This window comes from Moraxella sp. K23 (assembly GCF_041154765.1).
Taxonomy (GTDB): Bacteria; Pseudomonadota; Gammaproteobacteria; order Pseudomonadales; family Moraxellaceae; genus Faucicola; species Faucicola tetraodonis.
Genome location: NZ_AP031595.1, coordinates 1,141,489 through 1,159,576, shown reverse-complemented (window position 1 = coordinate 1,159,576; position 18,088 = coordinate 1,141,489). Strand labels below are relative to the sequence as shown.

The window sequence follows — 18,088 nt, the reverse complement described above, 5'->3', positions numbered from 1 at the left end:
AAGGTTTTGATATGACGATCCAATCGGTCAATCACAGTATTGAGCAGTTAAAAGCTTATGAAATGGATAAATCCAATGAAGAGCTGACCCGTGAGTATGGCTTGGGTGACATCGTTAAATTGGCGAGCAATGAAAACCCCACGGGCTGCTCGCCACACGTGACCTTGGCAATCACGTCAAAACTGGGCGAATTATCGCGTTATCCTGATGGCGCAGGGCAGGGGCTTAAACAAGCGTTAGCCGATTTTTTGGGCTGTGAAACAAAACAAATTGTGTTGGGTAATGGCTCTAATGAGTTACTCAATAACATTACTGCAAGCTTTGCCGATGGCGATGATGTGATTGTGTATTCTCAATACGCGTTTTCGGATTACGAATTGGCGTCTTTGGGTATCAATGAGCGAACCCAACAAGTCGCTGCCAAAAATTTTGCTCATGATTTGCCTGCGATGCTTGAGACGGTCAATCAAACCGCCAATTGTAAAATGGTGATCATCACCAATCCCAACAACCCCACAGGCACCGTGCTCGCTAAAGATGATCTGATTAAATTTATCAAAAAAGTGCCATCGGAGGTGATGGTGGTGATTGATGAAGCTTACATCGAATTTGTGCCAACACTCAGCTGTGTAGATTTGACCCAAGAATATGACAATGTCATTGTGCTACGTAGCTTTTCCAAAGCTTATGGACTGGCAGCCCTGCGCATTGGTTATGCAGTAAGCAGCGCAAGCATTGCTGAGATTTTAAATTATACGCGCCAGTCGTTTAATACCAGTACATTGGCGCATGCCGCCGCCACAGCAGCGATTAAAGACCAACATTTTATTAACCAATATTTGGCGTTTAACCATGAGCAAAAACAAGCCTTGTATGATGGCTTGGATAGCTTAGGTGTCGTCTATGTCAAATCAGCGACCAACTTTGTGATGGTCAATGTCGGTGATGGCATGGACATCTACCAAACATTGATTGAGCAAGGTGTGGTAGTGCGGCCGATGGTTGGCTACGGTCTGCCAGCCTGGATACGTGTGAGTGTGGGTTTGCCTGAAGAAATTAATCGTTTTTTAGATACGTTGGCGCAGGTATTGAGCTAGGCCAATGTTAGAAAAAAAGTTAGAAAAAAATCGTGAAGTATTTTGGCATTTTTTAGCGTTATTTGTGGTCATCGTTTGGGGAACAACATTAGCAAGCACCAAGGTGCTGCTGGCGGATATGTCACCCATTCAGATTTTGCTGTATCGGTCGGTATTTGCCTATGGGTTATTGTTTGCCATGTCACCTAGACTGCAAACCTTTAGCAGTGCAAAAAACGAAGTGTTGTATTTCTTGTCGGGGCTGTGCGGTATCACCTTGTATTTTTTGCTAGAAAATACCGCATTACTATATACCTATAGCAGTAACGCGGCGCTGTTAGTCACAGCATCACCTTTGTTTACGGTGCTGATTGCCAGTTTTATCATTAAAACGCATGCCTTTAGCAAGTTGCTGTTGATTGCCTGTGTGATGGCGTTGGTTGGCGTAGCGTTGGTACTGGCGAATCAGCCGATGAGTTTAACCAATGGCATGCTAGGTAATATTTTGGCGCTATTAAGTGGGTTGGCATGGTCATTTTTTGGGTTTGCTAACAGTGCCATCAAAGATGAACTGAACCCGATGGTACGCATGCGTAAAGTGTTTTTGTATGGCATAATCACCGCGTCGCTGTATATGCTTGTGACAGGTGAAGCCTTTATCAATCTTCATGCGTTTACACCCATTAATCTGGCAAATTTGCTGTTTTTAGGTGGTATCGCTTCTGCTTTGTGTTTTGTGTTATGGACCAATGCCAATAAGCATTTGGGCGTGGTGAAAACCTCGCTGTATATTTATTTTATTCCGTTCATTGCGGTATTGTTGGGCGTGGTTTTATTGGGTGAAACAATAACTATCAGCACTATCTTGGGTGGGATTTTGATTGCGTTGGCAGTCTTTTTAGCAAATTATAAAAAATCGGTAAGTTAAATGTTTGAAAAAGTGTGTTTTATTGGGCTAGGGCTCATCGGCGCAAGTTTGGCACAAGCCATGCGTGATAAAAAATTGGTCAAATCAATTGTGGCGGTCAGCCGTTCACAATCAACCATTGATAAAGGTATCAACTACGGACTGCTTGATGCAGGATTTGATGATGCTGCCCTTGCGGTGCAAGGGTCAGACTTGGTGGTGATAGCCACGCCGGTAAAGGCGGTCAAAAAAATTTTTGAACAAATCAAACCCTTTATTACCGATAAAACCATCATCATGGATGTGGGCAGTACCAAAGGCAATATCATTGCAGACGCCAGCGCGGTGTTTGGTGACGATATGCCCAAAGGTTTTGTGCCCGCCCATCCGATTGCCGGCGCAGAAAAATCAGGGATTGATGCGCGTAATGCCAAACTATTTGATAACCACAAAATCATCTTAACGCCCCTCGATACCACGAGCAAACAAGCGGTTAAAAAAGTGATTGCGCTATGGGCACAGACTGGCGCAGAAGTGGTGACCATGTCAGCGGATTATCATGATAAGGTGCTCGCGCGTACCAGTCATTTACCCCACTTGCTAGCCTACAATCTAGTTGCTCAACTAGCCAAGCACAACGACAATATGGATATTTTTCGTTTCGCGGCGGGTGGCTTTCGGGATTTTACCCGTATCGCCGCCAGCGACCCAACCATGTGGCATGATATTTTTTATGCCAATAAAACCGCGTTACTCGATGCCATTGATGAATTTAGTGAGCAATTAAGCCAGTTGAAAGCAATTATTGAAACCAATGATTCTGAGCGGATGCTGGGTATATTGACCCAAGCCCAAGCCGCTCGACAACATTTTGGACATATGTTAAATAAAACGCCTTATTTGGAAAAACAAGCCATGAAGCAAACTTACGTTATCGCCCCAGCGCAACAATTTGAAGGCAGTCACACCGTCGCAGGTGACAAGTCTATTTCTCACCGTTCGATTATGTTTGGTTCGTTAGCCAAAGGCACCACGACGGTGACAGGGTTTTTGGAAGGTGAAGACGCACTCGCTACTTTGCAGGCCTTTCGCGATATGGGCGTAGTGATTGAAGGTCCAAACCAAGGCAGAGTAGTGATTCATGGGGTTGGATTACATGGGTTAAAACCCTCGCATGATCCGCTATACATGGGTAATTCAGGCACCAGTATGCGCTTGTTATCAGGTATTTTATCAGCACAAAAATTTGATTCGGTGATGACGGGCGACCCGAGTTTATCCAAACGTCCAATGGAACGGGTCGCCAAGCCTCTGCGGGAGATGGGTGCCAAAATCCAAACCACGGGCGAAAAAGGCACGCCGCCGATTAGCATCACCGGCAATCAAACTTTGACAGGTATCGGCTATGAAATGCCGATGGCATCAGCGCAGGTGAAATCGTGTTTGCTGTTAGCAGGGCTATGGGCACAAGGTACTACCACGGTGATTGAGCCAGAAGTGACGCGCGATCATACCGAGCGCATGCTGACGGCATTTGGTTATCCTGTGACAGTGTCAAAAGTGCACAATGGCAATCAAATCAGTGTGACAGGGGGCGGCGAATTAACGGCATGTGATATCGCAGTGCCTGCTGATATTTCATCTGCGGCATTTTTTATGGTCGCAGGCGCCATCGCCCAACAAGGCAATGTGACCATCAAAAAAGTGGGCATCAATCCCACGCGCACCGGCGTGATTGATATCTTAAAGCTGATGGGCGCTGATTTGACATTGACCAATGAAACCACCGTTGGCGGTGAGCCAGTTGCCGATATTGTGGTGAAATCTTCAAAGTTGCAAGGTATTGAGATTCCTGAGCACTTGGTGCCACTCGCCATTGATGAATTCCCTGTGTTGTTTGTGGCAGCAAGTTGTGCCACGGGGAAAACGGTGCTACATGGCGCAGCTGAACTACGCGTTAAAGAATCTGACCGTATTCAAGTCATGGCAGATGGGTTAAAAACCTTAGGAATTGCCTGTACCGTACTCGATGATGGCATTGAAATTGAAGGTCGCGGTGATGTGGCACAGGTATTTGGCGGTGGTGAGATTGAATGTCACCATGACCATCGCATTGCCATGAGTTTTACTGTGGCAAGTTTGCGCGCAAGCGATACGATTACCATTCATGGTACCGAAACGGTCAATACTAGCTTCCCTAACTTTGCTGAACTGGTCAATAGTGCAGGATTGCAAGTTAAAGTAGTGACTGACTAAACCCTAGGTGAGCTAAATTTGTATCACTGTCGCAAGTCTTTACATGGATGACATGAAAACTAAGATAGACTATGACTTTCTTAGTTTTTACTTTTTTATAAAAAATAAAATTTATCGTTGTATTAATGAAAAATCAAATCCCCGAACATCAAATCCTTAAAAGTCAAATCCCCCAAAGTCAAACCATTGATATCATCAATAGTGACATTCCGACCCGTGCCGTTGATATTACTGACCATGAAAAACCAACCGTAGTGACCACCCCCAAAGGCGTATTGACCGCACTGGCTGCTTTTTTGATTTGGGGTTTTTTCCCCCTGTATTTTAAGCTACTCAAAGAGTATGATGCGATTGAAATCATTGGGCATCGAATTATTTGGACGTTTGTCACGATTTTACTGATCATGACAGTGACCAAAAACTGGCACTGGGTAAAAGTGATTCAAGCCAACCCAAAATGGCTACTTTATACTGCCGTTTCGGGTGCGATTATCTCAGTCAATTGGTTGGTGTACGTGTGGGCGGTCAATCATGATCAGATTTTGGAAGCCAGTTTGGGCTATTATATTGGTCCGTTGATGGGTATTTTACTATCCCTTGTGGTCATCAAAGAAAAACTGCGTCCTTTGCAATGGATGGCAGTGATTTTGGCAGCGATAGGTGTGGCGATTCAGTTAGTCGTGCTGGGTAAATTGCCGTGGGTATCGTTAGTGTTAGCGAGTAGCTTTTCTGTGTATGGTTTGATGCATCGCCATACCCCGCTTGACGCACTGTCTGCGATGTTTATTGAAACGGCATTATTGGTGCCGGTCTTTATTGGCTGGTTTGCTATGCATAATGTTGCTAGTAGTCAGTTAGATTTTTGGCTGTCGCCATCAATTTTTTTATTGATGATTGCAGGGCCTGTGACCTTGATACCTTTGCTCATGTTTAATAAAGCCACCAAAATGGTTAATTTTAGCTTATTGAGCTTTTTAAATTATTTGACCCCGTCCATGATTTTTTTATTGGCGATATTCTTGTATCATGAGCCTTTTAACATTTATAAATTGATTACCTTTGCCTTTATTTGGACAGGGTTGGTATTTTTTAGTTATGATTTAATCAAACAACGAAATACCTAACGAGAGTAAAAATGACTACACCAGAAACCACCCAACAAACTAACCTTGAAACGCCCCATACTAGCACGCAAGCACCCACACAAAAAACCATGCATGAATCACTATATTCAGCGGCGGATGCCTTGCACGCGATTGCAAACGAAAAGTCCAACAATCAGCCAATCAAACTGACCGGTAATTCAACGGACACGGTATTTGTCAAGGGTCTCAAGGTCGATGCTGTGATTGGCGTGTATGAGTGGGAGCAGCAAATAACCCAACCGTTGATTTTTGATATTGAAATGGTGGGCTGTCAATACCAAGCGTCGCAGACTGATAATATTCAAGATGCCATCAATTATAAAAGTGTCAGTGAGCGCGTGGCTGAAGTGAGCATTGCCAATAAAGTCGCGCTGTTAGAGCGGTTAGCGCAATTGGTCGCTGAGATGATTTTGGCAGAATTTGCCCCAGAAAAAGTCACAGTGACGATTCACAAACCCACCGCCATCAAACAAGCCGATAGTGTCGGGGTTAAAATTACCCGTTTTCAGCAAAATTAATTAGCCTAAGCAAAAAATATGTTTATTTGAGCATTTGAGTATGAGTGTACCACCGCGTGATGTCATAGTCATCGAAGCCTGTGTTTTGTCATTAGCCAGTAATGTCAAACAACCTTATTATTTACAAAAAGCCAAAGACTGGCTGCAAAACTTTGGCACTTTGACTCTCAGTGCGATTCATAGTAATGAAGATACTTGTAGTGATAACAATTTACACGACGATGTAAACAAGCAAACATCCAATACACCGGTTTATTTTAACCAAGTGGCTTATTTAGACTTTGCGCAGCCAATCGATTATTGGCAATGGCTACAACTCACCAAGCAGTTTGAACAGCAACAAGACAGACTTCTGTACCAAAAACCCGCTGTTACGTTAGACATCGATATCATTGCGGTAAAATGCCTGCATCAAATTGACAATATCGACCAAAGCCTCGATGAAAAAGGCAATCGATTCATGCTATTCGCCCAATCCGAAAACCAGTGGTTAGGCATCCGCCGGCGTTTTCCACTAGCTTGTTATGACCACGTAGGGATATTGGATTTATCAAAAAATATCGATTTGTCCTTTATCCGAAGTTTTTAATCCTCATCGCTATCACTATGAATATCACTGCCACTATCAATGCCCAATTTTTTCATACGGTAGCGCAGTGAGCGAAACGTTGTATTTAATAATTTGGCGGCTTGGGTGCGATTCCAACCACTGCAGTTGAGTGCTGCGATAATGACTTTGCGTTCTTGATTCATCAAATATTCTTCAAGCCCTTCGGCAGGCAATTGACCTTCTTCAGCGGCGGGCTGGGCTAAATTAGGCGCATTGATACCCCCTATAGGCGCGTTTAAGGTTAACGCTTCATGGGTTAACGCTTCATGGTTGGATTGGGTGGGTGTGGGCGCAAGTTGAATATTGGGTTTGACTTTGTAACCACTTGCAAACAAGTTGCTGCTATAGGAAGTATTGATGGGGCTGTTGGAAGCGGATTTAGGCTCGGCTAAGGGCTCAACTTTTGGCGCGCTAGGTTGACTCGGTATTGATAAGACGGGGTGATTGGAGTTTTCTGTGATTTCATGAGTTTTTTGGGTTTCATGGATTCTAGGAGTGTCAGCCGGTACGTTGGCGGCTGATAATGGCAAATTTAAATGATGGGCTTCAATCACATTATCATCAGCTAGGGTAATCGCGCGTTCTAAGATATTTCTTAATTCACGTACGTTGCCGGCAAAGCGATGGTTTGTCAATTGAACCGCGGCTTCATTCGATAATGTCAGTGGCTGCGCTAGTCCCCAATCGTCTGCAATCAAAGAAATAAAATGATTGGCTAACAGTAAAATATCATCACGCCGTTCATTGAGACTGGGTAATTTTACTTCAATCACGTTGATGCGATAATATAAATCTTGTCTAAATTCACCCGTTTCGACAAGCTTAGCCAAATTTTTATGGGTAGCGGATAAAAGGCGCACATCCACGGCAATCTCTTGGGTGCTCCCAATGGGGCGGATTTTCTTTTCTTGTATCGCGCGTAATAATTTGACTTGCATGGAAATCGGCAAATCCGCTACTTCATCCAAAAATAGCGTACCGCCATTTGCTTGTTGGAATAACCCTTCTTTGTCTGCGGTAGCGCCCGTAAAGCTGCCTTTTTTGTGCCCAAAAAACTCGCTTTCCATCAACTCTGATGGGATGGCGCCGCAGTTAACAGGCACAAAATTGGCAGAGCAGCGTGGGCTTAAATCATGAATGAGCTTGGCAACGACTTCTTTACCCGTGCCCGATTCCCCCCACAGGAATACGGGCGCTTGGCTACGCGCCAATTTTTGGATGGTGGTTTTGAGCTGGGTAATGGCGTTAGATTGTCCGATTAAGCGATTGCTAAAAGGATCATAGACTTCTTTACAATTAAGTTTATGGGTATTTTCTGCTACTTTTAAGGCGTTTTCGACCAGTTGGCGTAGCCGTGATAGCTCAAGTGGCTTGTTGACAAAATCAAAGGCGCCCAATTTTAACGCTTCAATCGCCAAATCCATGCTACCGTGGGCGGTAATCACTGCCACGGGGGTTTTGGCATAATTTTTACTGATAAATTTAACGATATCTAGTCCTGTGCCATCAGGAAGTTTAAGATCGGTTAAGCAAAAATCAAAATTATACGCTTGAAGATGGCTGATGCCGGTGGCATAGTCATAGGCGACTTTGGATTCTATGCCCATTTTTTTGAGTGTCATCTGCATCAAGCGACACAAATCTACTTCATCATCAATAATCAATGCTAATGACATACAGATGCAAAACCTTTAACACAAAGTAATTAGAGGGATTATAGCTCTTCGCTTGTTTTATCGTCAGTCAGCTATGGCAAAACAAGCTAGTGCAGACGTTATGGTGGGCTAACTTATGATAGCCCAGCTATTTGCTAGCTCAGTCGCTTACTAACTCATTCACTTGCTAGTCTCTGCCTCACAAGCACCTTTGGTGACGCTCATAGTCTTGTCCATAGCATTGACGCCATTATTTGCCATACAAGCGTTGCCATAGGTTTGATAGCGGACGATGCCATTATTGATAGTTTTGACGCAGACAGGATCATATTGCATGGTGCACATCATCTCAGGTTTCTTGATGGGCTGAGGCATAGGTTGGGGGTTTTGCTGATCTGAGCTAACAGCTTGGCAGCCAAATAAACTTAATGAGAAGCATAATGGGGTAAAAAACTTGAACATAGCATTCCTTATTTTGTTCCGTAAGTGATACAAGAGATGATATAAGCATCATTGAGTATACCAAAACTCAGTGAAATCATCCGCAATAATAACCCGCTTGCCAAATTATTATTGCTATTATCTGTTACCAAATCTTTAAAACGTAAACGGGTGAAGCGCGATGACAGCCGTTGCGCCCGTAATAAAGCACGCCCCAAATCCGCCTATCAACAAGTATAAGGCCGAGGCTTAAAGCAGAATTGTCCAATTCGCCAGACACGATATAAGGGATAAAGGATAAAAGACAAAAGCTAAAGGCTAATGGTTAAAGGCTAGGGGTTAAAAGAAAGCTTTGAAGTCATTGCCATAGCCCAGTCAAAAGTTGTTGTGAAATTTGTTAGCGCATTTTATTTTATAGTTAAATTGATAAACATTCACTATAACGATGTAACACTCGTTTGATCAAGAGGTAATCATGTTAACACTCACTTTTTTGGGCACATCAGCAGGGATACCCACCAAACACCGCAACGTCACCGCGCTTGCTGTATCACTCATCAATCCTTATAGCAAAGCAAAAAATGTGCCTTGGATATTGGTGGACTGTGGGGAAGCCACCCAGCATCAATTACTCAAAACCCCGTTGTCCGTGATGCAACTAGCGTTAATTTGCATCACCCATGTGCATGGCGACCACTGTTATGGCTTGCCAGGGTTACTGGCAAGTATGGCGATGAGTGGACGCAAGCACCCATTAACCCTTATCGCCCCACAAGCCATTGCTGATTATCTTGCCGCCGTGCAAGCCACGACAGCGCTGATGATAAGTTTTGACATTCATTTTATCGCAACTGAAAATAGAGTGCAGGGGGATAGTTACCAACCTGTCACGCTGGATTTGACAGACGACCATCAGCTACAAGTTGACGTGATTGCGCTATCCCACCGTATCCCTAGCCATGCCTTTAAATTCACCCAGCGCCTGTCCAAAAAAACCTTATTAACCCAAAAACTCACCAAGCTTAACGTGCTAGATAAACGGCTATGGGGCAAACTTAAATACGGTATTGACGTCAATCTAGATGATAACACCTTGCTAAAATCCGCGGATTTTGTCACCACCACGCTGCATAAAACCGTGCTAATAGTCGCAGGCGACAATGACTCACCTGAGCTATTAGCCGATGCTATATCAAATACCGATGTGCTAGTACACGAGGCGACTTATACCCAAGCAATCGCTGATAAACGAAAAGTAGCCCCTAACTATTTTGACCCCATGCATTCAACCGCCAAGCAAGTTGCCGAATTTGCGCAGCTATCACAATTAAAAAACCTAATTTTGACCCATTTTAGCGCGCGTTTTCAACCTTTTGATAAACCTAGCAGCAAAACTTTGAATATGTCAGATATTCGAGCAGAAGTTGCTGCCAGTTATCAAGGTAACTTTTGGCTTGCCCAAGATTTTGATGAATTTGAAATCGACAATGGCAACGTTAAAAAACGCAATACGCAAATAAACTAATCCTCAGAAAGCTATCTTGTTAAAAGAAAATTTTATAAAAATTTTCATTGATAACTTTTTTTTATACGCATCAGTCAAATTTACTTGTTATCCCGCCTAGAATTGTTTTGCATAATTAATTATATTTATGGTAATTTAATTATCATTTTTTTAATTTATAACTGTCTTAGCTAATGGTCAGTTGTGGATTGAGAAGCCAACCGAACCGCTTGAGGAGAGTGTATGCAAATTGGTGTACCAAAAGAAACTGCATTGTATGAAAATCGGATTGCGATTACCCCCGATACCATCAAAAAGTTCATCAAGTTGGGTCACAGTATTGTGGTCGAACGCGATGCGGGTAAAGGTTCGTTTATTACCAATGATGCGTTGCAACAAGCAGGGGCGCAAATTGTTGAGGATGCGATCTCAACAAGTGATGTGGTGCTCACGGTCAATAGCTTGCCGATTGAACAAATCAACCAGCTAAAACAAGAAGCGATTGTCATCGGCATGATGAATCCGTATCGTAATGCCAATTTGCAGGACTATGCCAATCGCCACGCCAAAGTATATGCCATGGAGCTATTGCCCCGAACTTTGTCGCGGGCACAAAACATGGACGTGCTGTCATCCCAAGCCAACTTGGCAGGTTATAAAGCGGTGATTTTGGCTGCCAACCAGTTTGGTCGTCCTTTCCCCATGTTTATGACATCGGCAGGGACAGTGAAACCTGCGCGTATTGTTATCCTAGGCGTGGGCGTCGCGGGTCTGCAAGCAATTGCAACCGCGCGTCGTTTGGGTGCCGTTGTAGAAGCCAGTGACTTACGTCCCACCGTGCGCGATCAAGTGGAGTCAGTCGGTGGTAAATGGCTCGATGTCCCCATGAGCGATGAAGAAAAAGTTAAAGCCAAAGACACAGGCGGCTATGCCTGGACACCGTCTGAGCAGTATATCAAAGACCAAGCTGCGGTTGTCGATAAAGCGGTCAGCCAAGCAGATATCGTGATTACCACGGCTCAAATTCCGGGTCGCAATGCCCCGCGTTTGATACACCAAGCTACCATCGATAAAATGAAATCTGGCTCAATTCTACTCGATATGGCAGTGGAAACAGGCGGTAACGTGGAAGGCTCAGTGGTCGGACAAAATATCATCACCCCAAACGGTGTCACCATCATGGGTGTACCCAATATTCCATCGACCTTGGCGGCGCAGTCATCGGCATTGTATGCCAATAATTTATATAACTTTTTTGCAACCTTGATGGATGACAATAAAGTGTTTGCGCTCAATCCAGAAGATGAAATCCAAAAAGCCTTGCTGGTTACTAGCCAAGGTCAAGTATTGTTAGCCAGTCGCTAACCTAATTTTCATTTAATTTTACCTATCGAGGTTAGGAGGTTTTATGTTATTGACCCTATTAGCGTCTGCGACATCTGCCACCCCATTTGTGGCAATCTTTAGTATCTTTGTTTTGGCTATTTTTGTGGGTTATTACGTGGTTTGGGGAGTAACACCTGCACTGCATACCCCGCTCATGGCGGTGACCAATGCCTTATCCAGTATTGTCATCGTCGGTGCCATGCTGCAGACCGTCAGCATTGATGGCAATATGTTTACCCCAACAAGTCTTTTGGGGGCGTTTGCGGTGTTTTTAGCCAGCATCAATATTTTTGGTGGTTTTTCGGTAACGGAACGTATGCTTGCGATGTTTAAATCAAAAGATAAAAAAGCCAAAGCTGAGCCAAATAAAGAAGGAAATGCTTGATGAATGAGAATTTGAATTGGGTCGCCCAACATGCGGATTGGTTTTATTTGATTGGTGCGGTGCTATTTATTTTAACCTTACGGGGTTTATCAAGCCCAAAAACCGCCATCCGCGGTAACCGATTCGGTATGATAGGTATGGCGATTGCCATTATCACCACCTTTTTCTTGGCACCCAGTCCGGTATTTGTATTAATTGTTGGCGCGATGGTACTAGGCGCGGTGGTCGGTACTTGGAAAGCACGCACTGTCGCCATGACGCAAATGCCAGAAACCGTGGCTTTGATGCACTCTTTAGTCGGTCTATCGGCAGTTGCCATCGCACTAGCGAGCGTGTTGCATACCGGAGCTCAACATGACACAGTCGGTCGTTTTGAGTTGTTTGTGGGCTGTTTTATTGGTGCGATTACCTTCTCAGCATCCCTGTTTGCTTTTGGTAAATTGGCGGCAAAAAGCTGGGCAAAGACGCTTAAAGGCACTTGGGTAAAACCTGTCCAAGCGCTATTGTTCATCGCGATGTTAGCGTTTGGTATTATGTATTTTACCACCCAATCTATGCCAGCGTTTTATGCCATGACCATTTTGGCTATTATTTTTGGCTGGATGTGGATTGCGCCGATTGGCGGCGGTGATATGCCTGTGGTGGTATCGCTACTAAACTCATTTTCTGGATGGGCAGCAGCCGGTATCGGTTTTACCCTAGGCAACTCAATGCTGATTATCGCAGGGTCATTGGTCGGTTCATCTGGGGCGATTTTGTCCTACATTATGTGTAAAGCCATGAACCGTTCACTGCTCAACGTATTGTTTGGCGGTATGTCAAGCAGCTCAGCCGCTGCGACAGAAGAAGATACGGGACCCAAAACTTACCGTACAGGCTCACCTGAAGATGCCGCCTTTATGATGGAAAACTCTAGCAGTGTCGTCATTGTGCCAGGTTATGGTATGGCGCAAGGCCGCGCCCAAAATGCGGTAAAAGAGCTTTATGAAATGCTTAAAGAAGAAGGCGTGGACGTGCGTTTTGCGATTCACCCCGTGGCAGGTCGTATGCCAGGTCATATGAACGTACTATTGGCTGAAGCAGATGTACCGTATGAAGACATCTTAGAAATGGATGAAATCAACTCCGACTTTGCCGGTACAGACGTTGTGCTGATTATCGGTGCCAATGACGTTGTCAACCCAGCGGCAAAAGACGATCCAAACTCACCTATCTTTGGTATGCCAATTCTTGAAGCAAACAAAGCGCAAACCGTGATGGTCATCAAACGCTCAATGAGTGCCGGCTACGCAGGTCTTGATAATAGCTTGTTCTACATGGACAAAACCATGATGATCTTTGGCGATGCCAAAAAAGTAGTAGAAGACATGATTCGCCATATCAATGGTACAGGTCACTAAGTTTTTGTAACTTCAATCAACCCTGACTAACCAGTTTAGTCAGGGTTTTTTATTTGCTATAATCAGGCGGATATCACAAGGAAAATTCATGAATTTATTACTTCGTTACCTTATCTTATGTTTGATGCTAAAATCCGATAAAGCAAAGTCATCCAAACCAAGCTATAGCGATGCGATCATCCGCTACTATCGGATTTTGCCACATGATATGGGGTTTCGTCACCATGTGCCTAATTATCGCTACTTAAGCTTTATTGAGCTCAATATCCAGCAGTGGCTGATGCAGCAACGTCCAACGGACAAGCTAGGTTGGGTGATTGCATCGCAACAATTAACTTATATCAAAGAAAGCTTTTTGTTTGATAAATTGGCGCTTCGCAGTCAATTATTGGCTTGGGATAAAAAATACCTGTATTTTCGCCACGAGTTTTGGGTGAAAAATGACTTAAATGTGGTGGCACTGACCAAAATTGTATTGATGTTGGATGGGCAAGTGCAACCGACCAGCGTCATTGTACAGCAAGATGAACAAGCTCATCCTGTCATCAAAACTTGGCAAGACAATCTTAACGAAATCAAAAAACTCACCCCCATCAAATAACTGGAGAAAAAATATGTCCCTCAAATGGAACGACACGTTAGAAATTGCCATTCAACTTTCTGAAAAATACCCTGATGAAGACGTGCAATATATTCGTTTTACCGATTTGCATCGGTATGTGACGCAGTTGGAAGAATTTGGCGATGACCCAACCAAATCGACCGAAAAACAACTAGAAGCGATTCAAATGGCTTGGCTAGACGAACTAGATTAAGCTGAATGCTAGATTCTTCTTCATACTAGATTGTTAATGAGCAGTAGCTAAATTAATTTACCCATGAAAAATGACCCGCACTTGCTTAATGCGTCAGCCAAAAAGTAACGGTCTTTGATGTCATTTGACTTGGGTGAATAATCATTTGGCTTGGGTAAATAATCAGTTGCCACGCCCACGAAGATTGCCATTTCAGCAAAATTAGCCGTATCACTGGGTTGTTAGCATGCAGTATTTGGGTTAACAGTATTTAGTCTAACAGCAAGTTTTGTAATATTTGCTCATAAATTGCGGCAAGTTTACCCAAATCTTCAACCTCTACACACTCATCAATCTGGTGAATGGTTGCATTACGCACGCCAAGCTCAACCACTTCAGGCGACCTATTGTCAACGTTCAAGGTTGCGATAAAACGACCATCTGAGGTGCCGCCTGTGGTTGAAAGCTCTGTATCTGTCCCTGTCACGGCTTTAATCGCGGATTGACAGGCGCCCACGAGGTTGCCTTGTGGCGTCAAAAATGGGTTGCCCGATAGTTTCCAATTGATGTGATAACTGGCTGCACCGTCTTGAAAATGCTTGTCAAAAATCGCATGGGTAGTTGCTTTAAGTTTCTCATCGTTGGTCTCAGTGGAAAAACGAAAATTAAACTCGGCGCTTAAAGTTGCAGGAATCACATTGTTAGCCCCAGTGCCTGCATGAAGGTTGGAGATTTGCAGGGTGGTGGCAGGAAAATACGCATTGCCATTGTCCCAAGTTTGGCTACAAAGCTCGGATAGTGCTGGCAAAGCATAATGAATGGGGTTAACTGCCAAATGCGGGTAGGCAACATGGCCTTGTTTGCCGGTCACCGTCACAACGGCGCCAAGCGAGCCACGGCGACCATTTTTGATGATATCACCCAAAGTGTGAGTACTAGAGGGTTCGCCAATCAAGCAATAGGTGATGGGTTGGTTGCGCGATTGCAATGTTTCCACCACTTTGACTGTACCGTTGACCGAAGGACCTTCTTCATCAGCGGTAATTAAGAAAGCAATTGAACCGTGATGATTGGGGTGCTTGGCGACAAAATTTTCAACAGCGACAGTAAATGCCGCAATCGCTGTTTTCATGTCTGCAGCACCACGCCCATACAGTATGCCATCTTTGATAGTAGGCTCAAATGGCGGATAGGTCCATTGGCTGACATCGCCCGTGGGCACGACATCGGTATGTCCTGCAAAACATAATACAGGCGCCTGCGCCTGCCCACGACCTTGACGGATTGCCCATAAGTTTTTGACTTCTGCTTCGCGTCCTGTCGCGCCTTTTTCACCAAAGTATAAAAACTCACAATCAAAGCCAAGGTGGTTAAGCCGCTCAGCCAGTATATTTTGACAGTCAAAGTCAGTCGGCGTCACTGATGGCTCGCGCATCAGCTGTAAACTTAGTGCTAAGGTCTGCGCTTGAAGGTGGTCTAAATCAGTGGCGTTACTGGCGTAATCAGTCATTGTCGTTTCCTTAAAATCTCTCAAAAAGCTCGCTTATTTGCGCTGCATATTAGCATAAATTAGCGCCTTAGCGGGTTGCATTGTTCGCAATCGCTCAGCATTTTGGCTACAATACGCTTTTTTTCTCACTGCGCTTTTTTTCTTACTGGGCTTTTTTGTGTTTTTTGCGAATGTTACTGGGGACATGTGGTACCAATGAATATCTCTACTTTTTTAATGGGCATGAGCGTGTGCTTTTCGTTAATTTTGGCGATTGGGGCGCAGAATGCATTTGTGCTTAAACAAGGGCTAAAACAACAATTTGTGTTTATCGTGTGTTTGATTTGCGCATTATCTGATGCGGTGTTGATTACCGGTGGCGTGTTTGGTTTTGGCAAGCTGATTTCACAATTTCCGCTGATTATCACCATTGCCAAGTACGCAGGGGCGTTGTTTTTAATTGTGTATGGTGCCCGAAGTTTTATTGCCGCTTATCAATCAGACCAATCGCTCGTGGCGCAGGGTGAAGACGTTGGTAATTTAAAACAGGTGATTGCCCTGTGCTTGGCGTTTACTTGGCTCAATCCCCATGTGTATTTAGATACGGTGATTTTGCTTGGGACGATTGCGTCACAGGTTACCGATAAATTGGCGTTTGCGTTGGGTGCAATTTTATCATCGTTTATCTTCTTTTTTAGTTTGGGTTATGGTGCGCGTGTGCTGCAGCCGCTATTTGCCAAACCACTGTCTTGGAAAATTCTTGATATCCTCATCGGGGTTGTGATGTGGGGGATTGCGGCAAGTTTATTACTGGCTAATTAACCCATCTTTTCTCATCCAAGTGGCAATGGAGAAGCGTTCACGATGGGTGATTGCGACTTGATGGACTAAGTTACTGTTAAAAATCACCAATCTGTTACCTTGGGGCTGTAATTGTTGCTGTGTATCATGTTGGTCGATGACGACAATTTCACCGCCATCGTGCGCGCCCCAACCCTCATTGAGATAAAAAACCGCTGATAACACACGTTCATCACGACCTTGCGGGTTGTCTGAATGCCACTGATAACCAAACCCTGCAGGGTAGCGGGCATAATGGGCTTCACTACGGCGAATGCCGGTGTATAAGGTTTGATTAAAAAATTGCGCGAGCTCATTAATCGCTTGTAGATACTGCATACCAATCGGACAGTGCTCATCAATCCAGCGCGTGCTATCCCCGCGAATGCTAGTGATTCGCTCACCCTGCGTCAAATTGGCGGCTTGGTAATCCATCAAGCCACTCTCTTTTTGTAACGCCTGAAAAAATTTGACGTCAAAACAGTCATCTAGCACGATAAACCCGTCATTAACCAAACCGTCAAGCTGTGCGTCATTTATTTTTTCAAACCAATTGGGCAGGATAAAATTCAACTCTTGCATGTGCGCTGTGTTTCCTCCACTATTGTTTAAACATTTAACTGGGCAATTTTTAGCAAAAACTTGTAGCAAAAACTTGTAGCAAAAACTTCGCCAATTTTTGATAGCTATGCTACCATACCTGCTAATTTGTTTACGAAAAATTTATTATGAATTATCAACACAGCTACCACGCGGGCAACTTCGCTGATGTGGTAAAACACGTTTTATTACTCCAATTACTTGAGATGATGAGCGCCAAGCCAAAACCTTATTATATTTTGGATGCGTATGGTGGTCGCGGTTTGTATTCACTGGCCAGTGATGAAGCCAAAAAAACGGGTGAAGCCATCCATGGTATTACCAAACTGCTAGCGCAAGATAACAGCCAAGCACCACAGGCGGTGCAAACTTATCTACAAGATATTGGCTACGCCAAAAAATTCTACGATAAGCATGTGTATCCAGGTTCACCTTGGTTTATTGCCCATCACATCGAAAAACAACAAGACGCTCACCCAGAGATTAACAATCGCGCCGAAGCGTTTGAATGGAAAGCAAGCGAATTTGATGCGCTCAACTACCAACTGCACCAATTGCCCATTGGCGTGCAACATCGCAATGCCTATGAAGGGATTTTGGCGGTGCTACCACCGCAAGAAAAACGCGGGTTGATTTTAATCGATCCCCCCTTTGAACAGGAACACCGTGATTTTAGCGCATTGGTAGATTTGTTGGTCAAAGCGCATAAAAAATGGTCAACCGGGGTATTGGCACTTTGGTACCCCATCAAAAACAACGATGCGGTTGAGCTGTTTTATAAAAAAATGAAACGCACCGAAATCCGCCGTCAGCTGGTGCTTGAGCTGAATATTTTTCCTCCTGATTTGCCGATGGGTTTAAATGGGACGGGTATGTTGGTGATTAACCCACCTTGGCAATTTGATGCTAAAGCCGAAGAGATTTTGCAATATCTACAGCCAATTTTGCAGCATCCTGAAAGCCCACAAATGAGCGTAGAACAGCGCACCAAAGTACAATGGTTGGTTGGCGAATGATTTCACGCTTGGCGGGTTAACTGGTCACAAAACCCGCCAAATTTCGCAATTTGTTACCGAGCTCGA

19 protein-coding genes are annotated in these 18,088 nt (G+C 44.2%); 15 read left to right on the top strand and 4 right to left on the bottom strand.

Annotation, left to right across the window (positions count from 1 at the left end):
• Positions 1 to 11 precede the first annotated feature (11 nt).
• From hisC to ACAM37_RS04995, 6 genes are all read left to right on the top strand, one after another.
• A complete protein-coding gene (gene hisC, locus ACAM37_RS05020; protein WP_007116670.1) occupies positions 12 to 1,097 on the top strand; it encodes a histidinol-phosphate transaminase in 1,086 nt (361 codons plus the stop codon).
• Between the two features lie 4 nt (positions 1,098 to 1,101).
• Positions 1,102 to 2,004, top strand: coding sequence for a DMT family transporter (locus ACAM37_RS05015; protein WP_369626764.1), 903 nt, complete (start codon positions 1,102 to 1,104; stop codon positions 2,002 to 2,004).
• The gene (locus ACAM37_RS05010; RefSeq protein ID WP_369626763.1) at positions 2,005 to 4,239 is read left to right on the top strand and encodes a bifunctional prephenate dehydrogenase/3-phosphoshikimate 1-carboxyvinyltransferase; all 2,235 of its coding nucleotides are present in this window, start codon (positions 2,005 to 2,007) and stop codon (positions 4,237 to 4,239) included.
• Between the two features lie 125 nt (positions 4,240 to 4,364).
• The gene (gene rarD / locus ACAM37_RS05005; protein ID WP_219331250.1) at positions 4,365 to 5,363 is read left to right on the top strand and encodes an EamA family transporter RarD; all 999 of its coding nucleotides are present in this window, start codon (positions 4,365 to 4,367) and stop codon (positions 5,361 to 5,363) included.
• A gap of 11 nt (positions 5,364 to 5,374) precedes the next feature.
• Entirely contained in the window at positions 5,375 to 5,902 is a 528-nt protein-coding gene (gene folB / locus ACAM37_RS05000) for a dihydroneopterin aldolase (RefSeq protein WP_369626762.1), read from the top strand.
• Between the two features lie 40 nt (positions 5,903 to 5,942).
• Positions 5,943 to 6,491 (top strand): 2-amino-4-hydroxy-6-hydroxymethyldihydropteridine diphosphokinase, encoded by a 549-nt coding sequence (locus tag ACAM37_RS04995; protein WP_138019277.1) that lies wholly within the window; start codon positions 5,943 to 5,945, stop codon positions 6,489 to 6,491.
• On the opposite strand, the gene ACAM37_RS04990 is transcribed toward ACAM37_RS04995, so the two are convergent.
• Together ACAM37_RS04990 and ACAM37_RS04985 are read right to left on the bottom strand one after the other, a co-directional pair.
• On the bottom strand, positions 6,488 to 8,188 hold the full coding sequence (locus ACAM37_RS04990; RefSeq protein ID WP_369626761.1) for a sigma 54-interacting transcriptional regulator: 1,701 nt from the start codon (positions 8,186 to 8,188) through the stop codon (positions 6,488 to 6,490). The genes ACAM37_RS04995 and ACAM37_RS04990 overlap by 4 nt on opposite strands.
• 159 nt (positions 8,189 to 8,347) lie before the next feature.
• Positions 8,348 to 8,629, bottom strand: coding sequence for a subtilase-type protease inhibitor (locus ACAM37_RS04985; protein ID WP_007116663.1), 282 nt, complete (start codon positions 8,627 to 8,629; stop codon positions 8,348 to 8,350).
• 51 nt (positions 8,630 to 8,680) lie between these two features.
• On the opposite strand from ACAM37_RS04985, the gene ACAM37_RS04980 reads away from it, so the two are divergent.
• The 7 genes from ACAM37_RS04980 (at position 8,681) to iscX (ending at position 14,098) form a co-directional block, all read left to right on the top strand.
• Positions 8,681 to 8,848, top strand: coding sequence for a hypothetical protein (locus ACAM37_RS04980; RefSeq protein ID WP_369626760.1), 168 nt, complete (start codon positions 8,681 to 8,683; stop codon positions 8,846 to 8,848).
• Positions 8,849 to 9,083: 235 nt separating this feature from the next.
• The gene (locus tag ACAM37_RS04975; protein WP_369626759.1) at positions 9,084 to 10,133 is read left to right on the top strand and encodes a ribonuclease Z; all 1,050 of its coding nucleotides are present in this window, start codon (positions 9,084 to 9,086) and stop codon (positions 10,131 to 10,133) included.
• A gap of 222 nt (positions 10,134 to 10,355) precedes the next feature.
• Entirely contained in the window at positions 10,356 to 11,477 is a 1,122-nt protein-coding gene (locus ACAM37_RS04970; RefSeq protein ID WP_369626758.1) for a Re/Si-specific NAD(P)(+) transhydrogenase subunit alpha, read from the top strand.
• Between the two features lie 43 nt (positions 11,478 to 11,520).
• Positions 11,521 to 11,883: a proton-translocating transhydrogenase family protein gene (locus ACAM37_RS04965; RefSeq protein WP_050324454.1), complete on the top strand. Its 363-nt coding sequence runs from the start codon at positions 11,521 to 11,523 to the stop codon at positions 11,881 to 11,883.
• 11 nt (positions 11,884 to 11,894) lie between these two features.
• Complete coding sequence (locus ACAM37_RS04960; protein WP_099834497.1) at positions 11,895 to 13,283, top strand: NAD(P)(+) transhydrogenase (Re/Si-specific) subunit beta; 1,389 nt, start codon at positions 11,895 to 11,897, stop codon at positions 13,281 to 13,283.
• Positions 13,284 to 13,371: 88 nt separating this feature from the next.
• Positions 13,372 to 13,884 carry an acyl-CoA thioesterase gene (locus ACAM37_RS04955; protein WP_203171874.1) on the top strand — a complete coding sequence of 171 codons (513 nt, stop codon included), beginning with the start codon at positions 13,372 to 13,374 and terminating at the stop codon, positions 13,882 to 13,884.
• Between the two features lie 13 nt (positions 13,885 to 13,897).
• Entirely contained in the window at positions 13,898 to 14,098 is a 201-nt protein-coding gene (iscX, locus tag ACAM37_RS04950; protein ID WP_007116656.1) for a Fe-S cluster assembly protein IscX, read from the top strand.
• Between the two features lie 250 nt (positions 14,099 to 14,348).
• On the opposite strand, the gene dapE is transcribed toward iscX, so the two are convergent.
• Entirely contained in the window at positions 14,349 to 15,587 is a 1,239-nt protein-coding gene (gene dapE / locus ACAM37_RS04945) for a succinyl-diaminopimelate desuccinylase (RefSeq protein ID WP_369626757.1), read from the bottom strand.
• Positions 15,588 to 15,773: 186 nt separating this feature from the next.
• Between dapE and ACAM37_RS04940 the strand changes: the two genes are divergently transcribed.
• A complete protein-coding gene (locus ACAM37_RS04940; RefSeq protein ID WP_472826330.1) occupies positions 15,774 to 16,388 on the top strand; it encodes a LysE/ArgO family amino acid transporter in 615 nt (204 codons plus the stop codon).
• On the opposite strand, the gene ACAM37_RS04935 is transcribed toward ACAM37_RS04940, so the two are convergent.
• A complete protein-coding gene (locus tag ACAM37_RS04935; protein WP_369626755.1) occupies positions 16,374 to 16,988 on the bottom strand; it encodes a 2OG-Fe(II) oxygenase in 615 nt (204 codons plus the stop codon). The genes ACAM37_RS04940 and ACAM37_RS04935 overlap by 15 nt on opposite strands.
• A gap of 146 nt (positions 16,989 to 17,134) precedes the next feature.
• Between ACAM37_RS04935 and ACAM37_RS04930 the strand changes: the two genes are divergently transcribed.
• Positions 17,135 to 18,022: a 23S rRNA (adenine(2030)-N(6))-methyltransferase RlmJ gene (locus tag ACAM37_RS04930; protein WP_007116651.1), complete on the top strand. Its 888-nt coding sequence runs from the start codon at positions 17,135 to 17,137 to the stop codon at positions 18,020 to 18,022.
• Positions 18,023 to 18,088 lie beyond the last annotated feature (66 nt).

Bases quoted from the DNA above. Each gene is read 5' to 3' on its own strand.
- hisC (WP_007116670.1), top strand. From the start codon at position 12: ATGACGATCCAATCGGTCAATCACAGTATTGAGCAGTTAAAAGCTTAT.
- ACAM37_RS05015 (WP_369626764.1), top strand. From the start codon at position 1,102: ATGTTAGAAAAAAAGTTAGAAAAAAATCGTGAAGTATTTTGGCATTTT.
- ACAM37_RS05010 (WP_369626763.1), top strand. From the start codon at position 2,005: ATGTTTGAAAAAGTGTGTTTTATTGGGCTAGGGCTCATCGGCGCAAGT.
- rarD (WP_219331250.1), top strand. From the start codon at position 4,365: ATGAAAAATCAAATCCCCGAACATCAAATCCTTAAAAGTCAAATCCCC.
- folB (WP_369626762.1), top strand. From the start codon at position 5,375: ATGACTACACCAGAAACCACCCAACAAACTAACCTTGAAACGCCCCAT.
- ACAM37_RS04995 (WP_138019277.1), top strand. From the start codon at position 5,943: ATGAGTGTACCACCGCGTGATGTCATAGTCATCGAAGCCTGTGTTTTG.
- ACAM37_RS04990 (WP_369626761.1), bottom strand. From the start codon at position 8,188: ATGTCATTAGCATTGATTATTGATGATGAAGTAGATTTGTGTCGCTTG.
- ACAM37_RS04985 (WP_007116663.1), bottom strand. From the start codon at position 8,629: ATGTTCAAGTTTTTTACCCCATTATGCTTCTCATTAAGTTTATTTGGC.
- ACAM37_RS04975 (WP_369626759.1), top strand. From the start codon at position 9,084: ATGTTAACACTCACTTTTTTGGGCACATCAGCAGGGATACCCACCAAA.
- ACAM37_RS04970 (WP_369626758.1), top strand. From the start codon at position 10,356: ATGCAAATTGGTGTACCAAAAGAAACTGCATTGTATGAAAATCGGATT.
- ACAM37_RS04965 (WP_050324454.1), top strand. From the start codon at position 11,521: ATGTTATTGACCCTATTAGCGTCTGCGACATCTGCCACCCCATTTGTG.
- ACAM37_RS04955 (WP_203171874.1), top strand. From the start codon at position 13,372: ATGAATTTATTACTTCGTTACCTTATCTTATGTTTGATGCTAAAATCC.
- iscX (WP_007116656.1), top strand. From the start codon at position 13,898: ATGTCCCTCAAATGGAACGACACGTTAGAAATTGCCATTCAACTTTCT.
- dapE (WP_369626757.1), bottom strand. From the start codon at position 15,587: ATGACTGATTACGCCAGTAACGCCACTGATTTAGACCACCTTCAAGCG.
- ACAM37_RS04935 (WP_369626755.1), bottom strand. From the start codon at position 16,988: ATGCAAGAGTTGAATTTTATCCTGCCCAATTGGTTTGAAAAAATAAAT.
- ACAM37_RS04930 (WP_007116651.1), top strand. From the start codon at position 17,135: ATGAATTATCAACACAGCTACCACGCGGGCAACTTCGCTGATGTGGTA.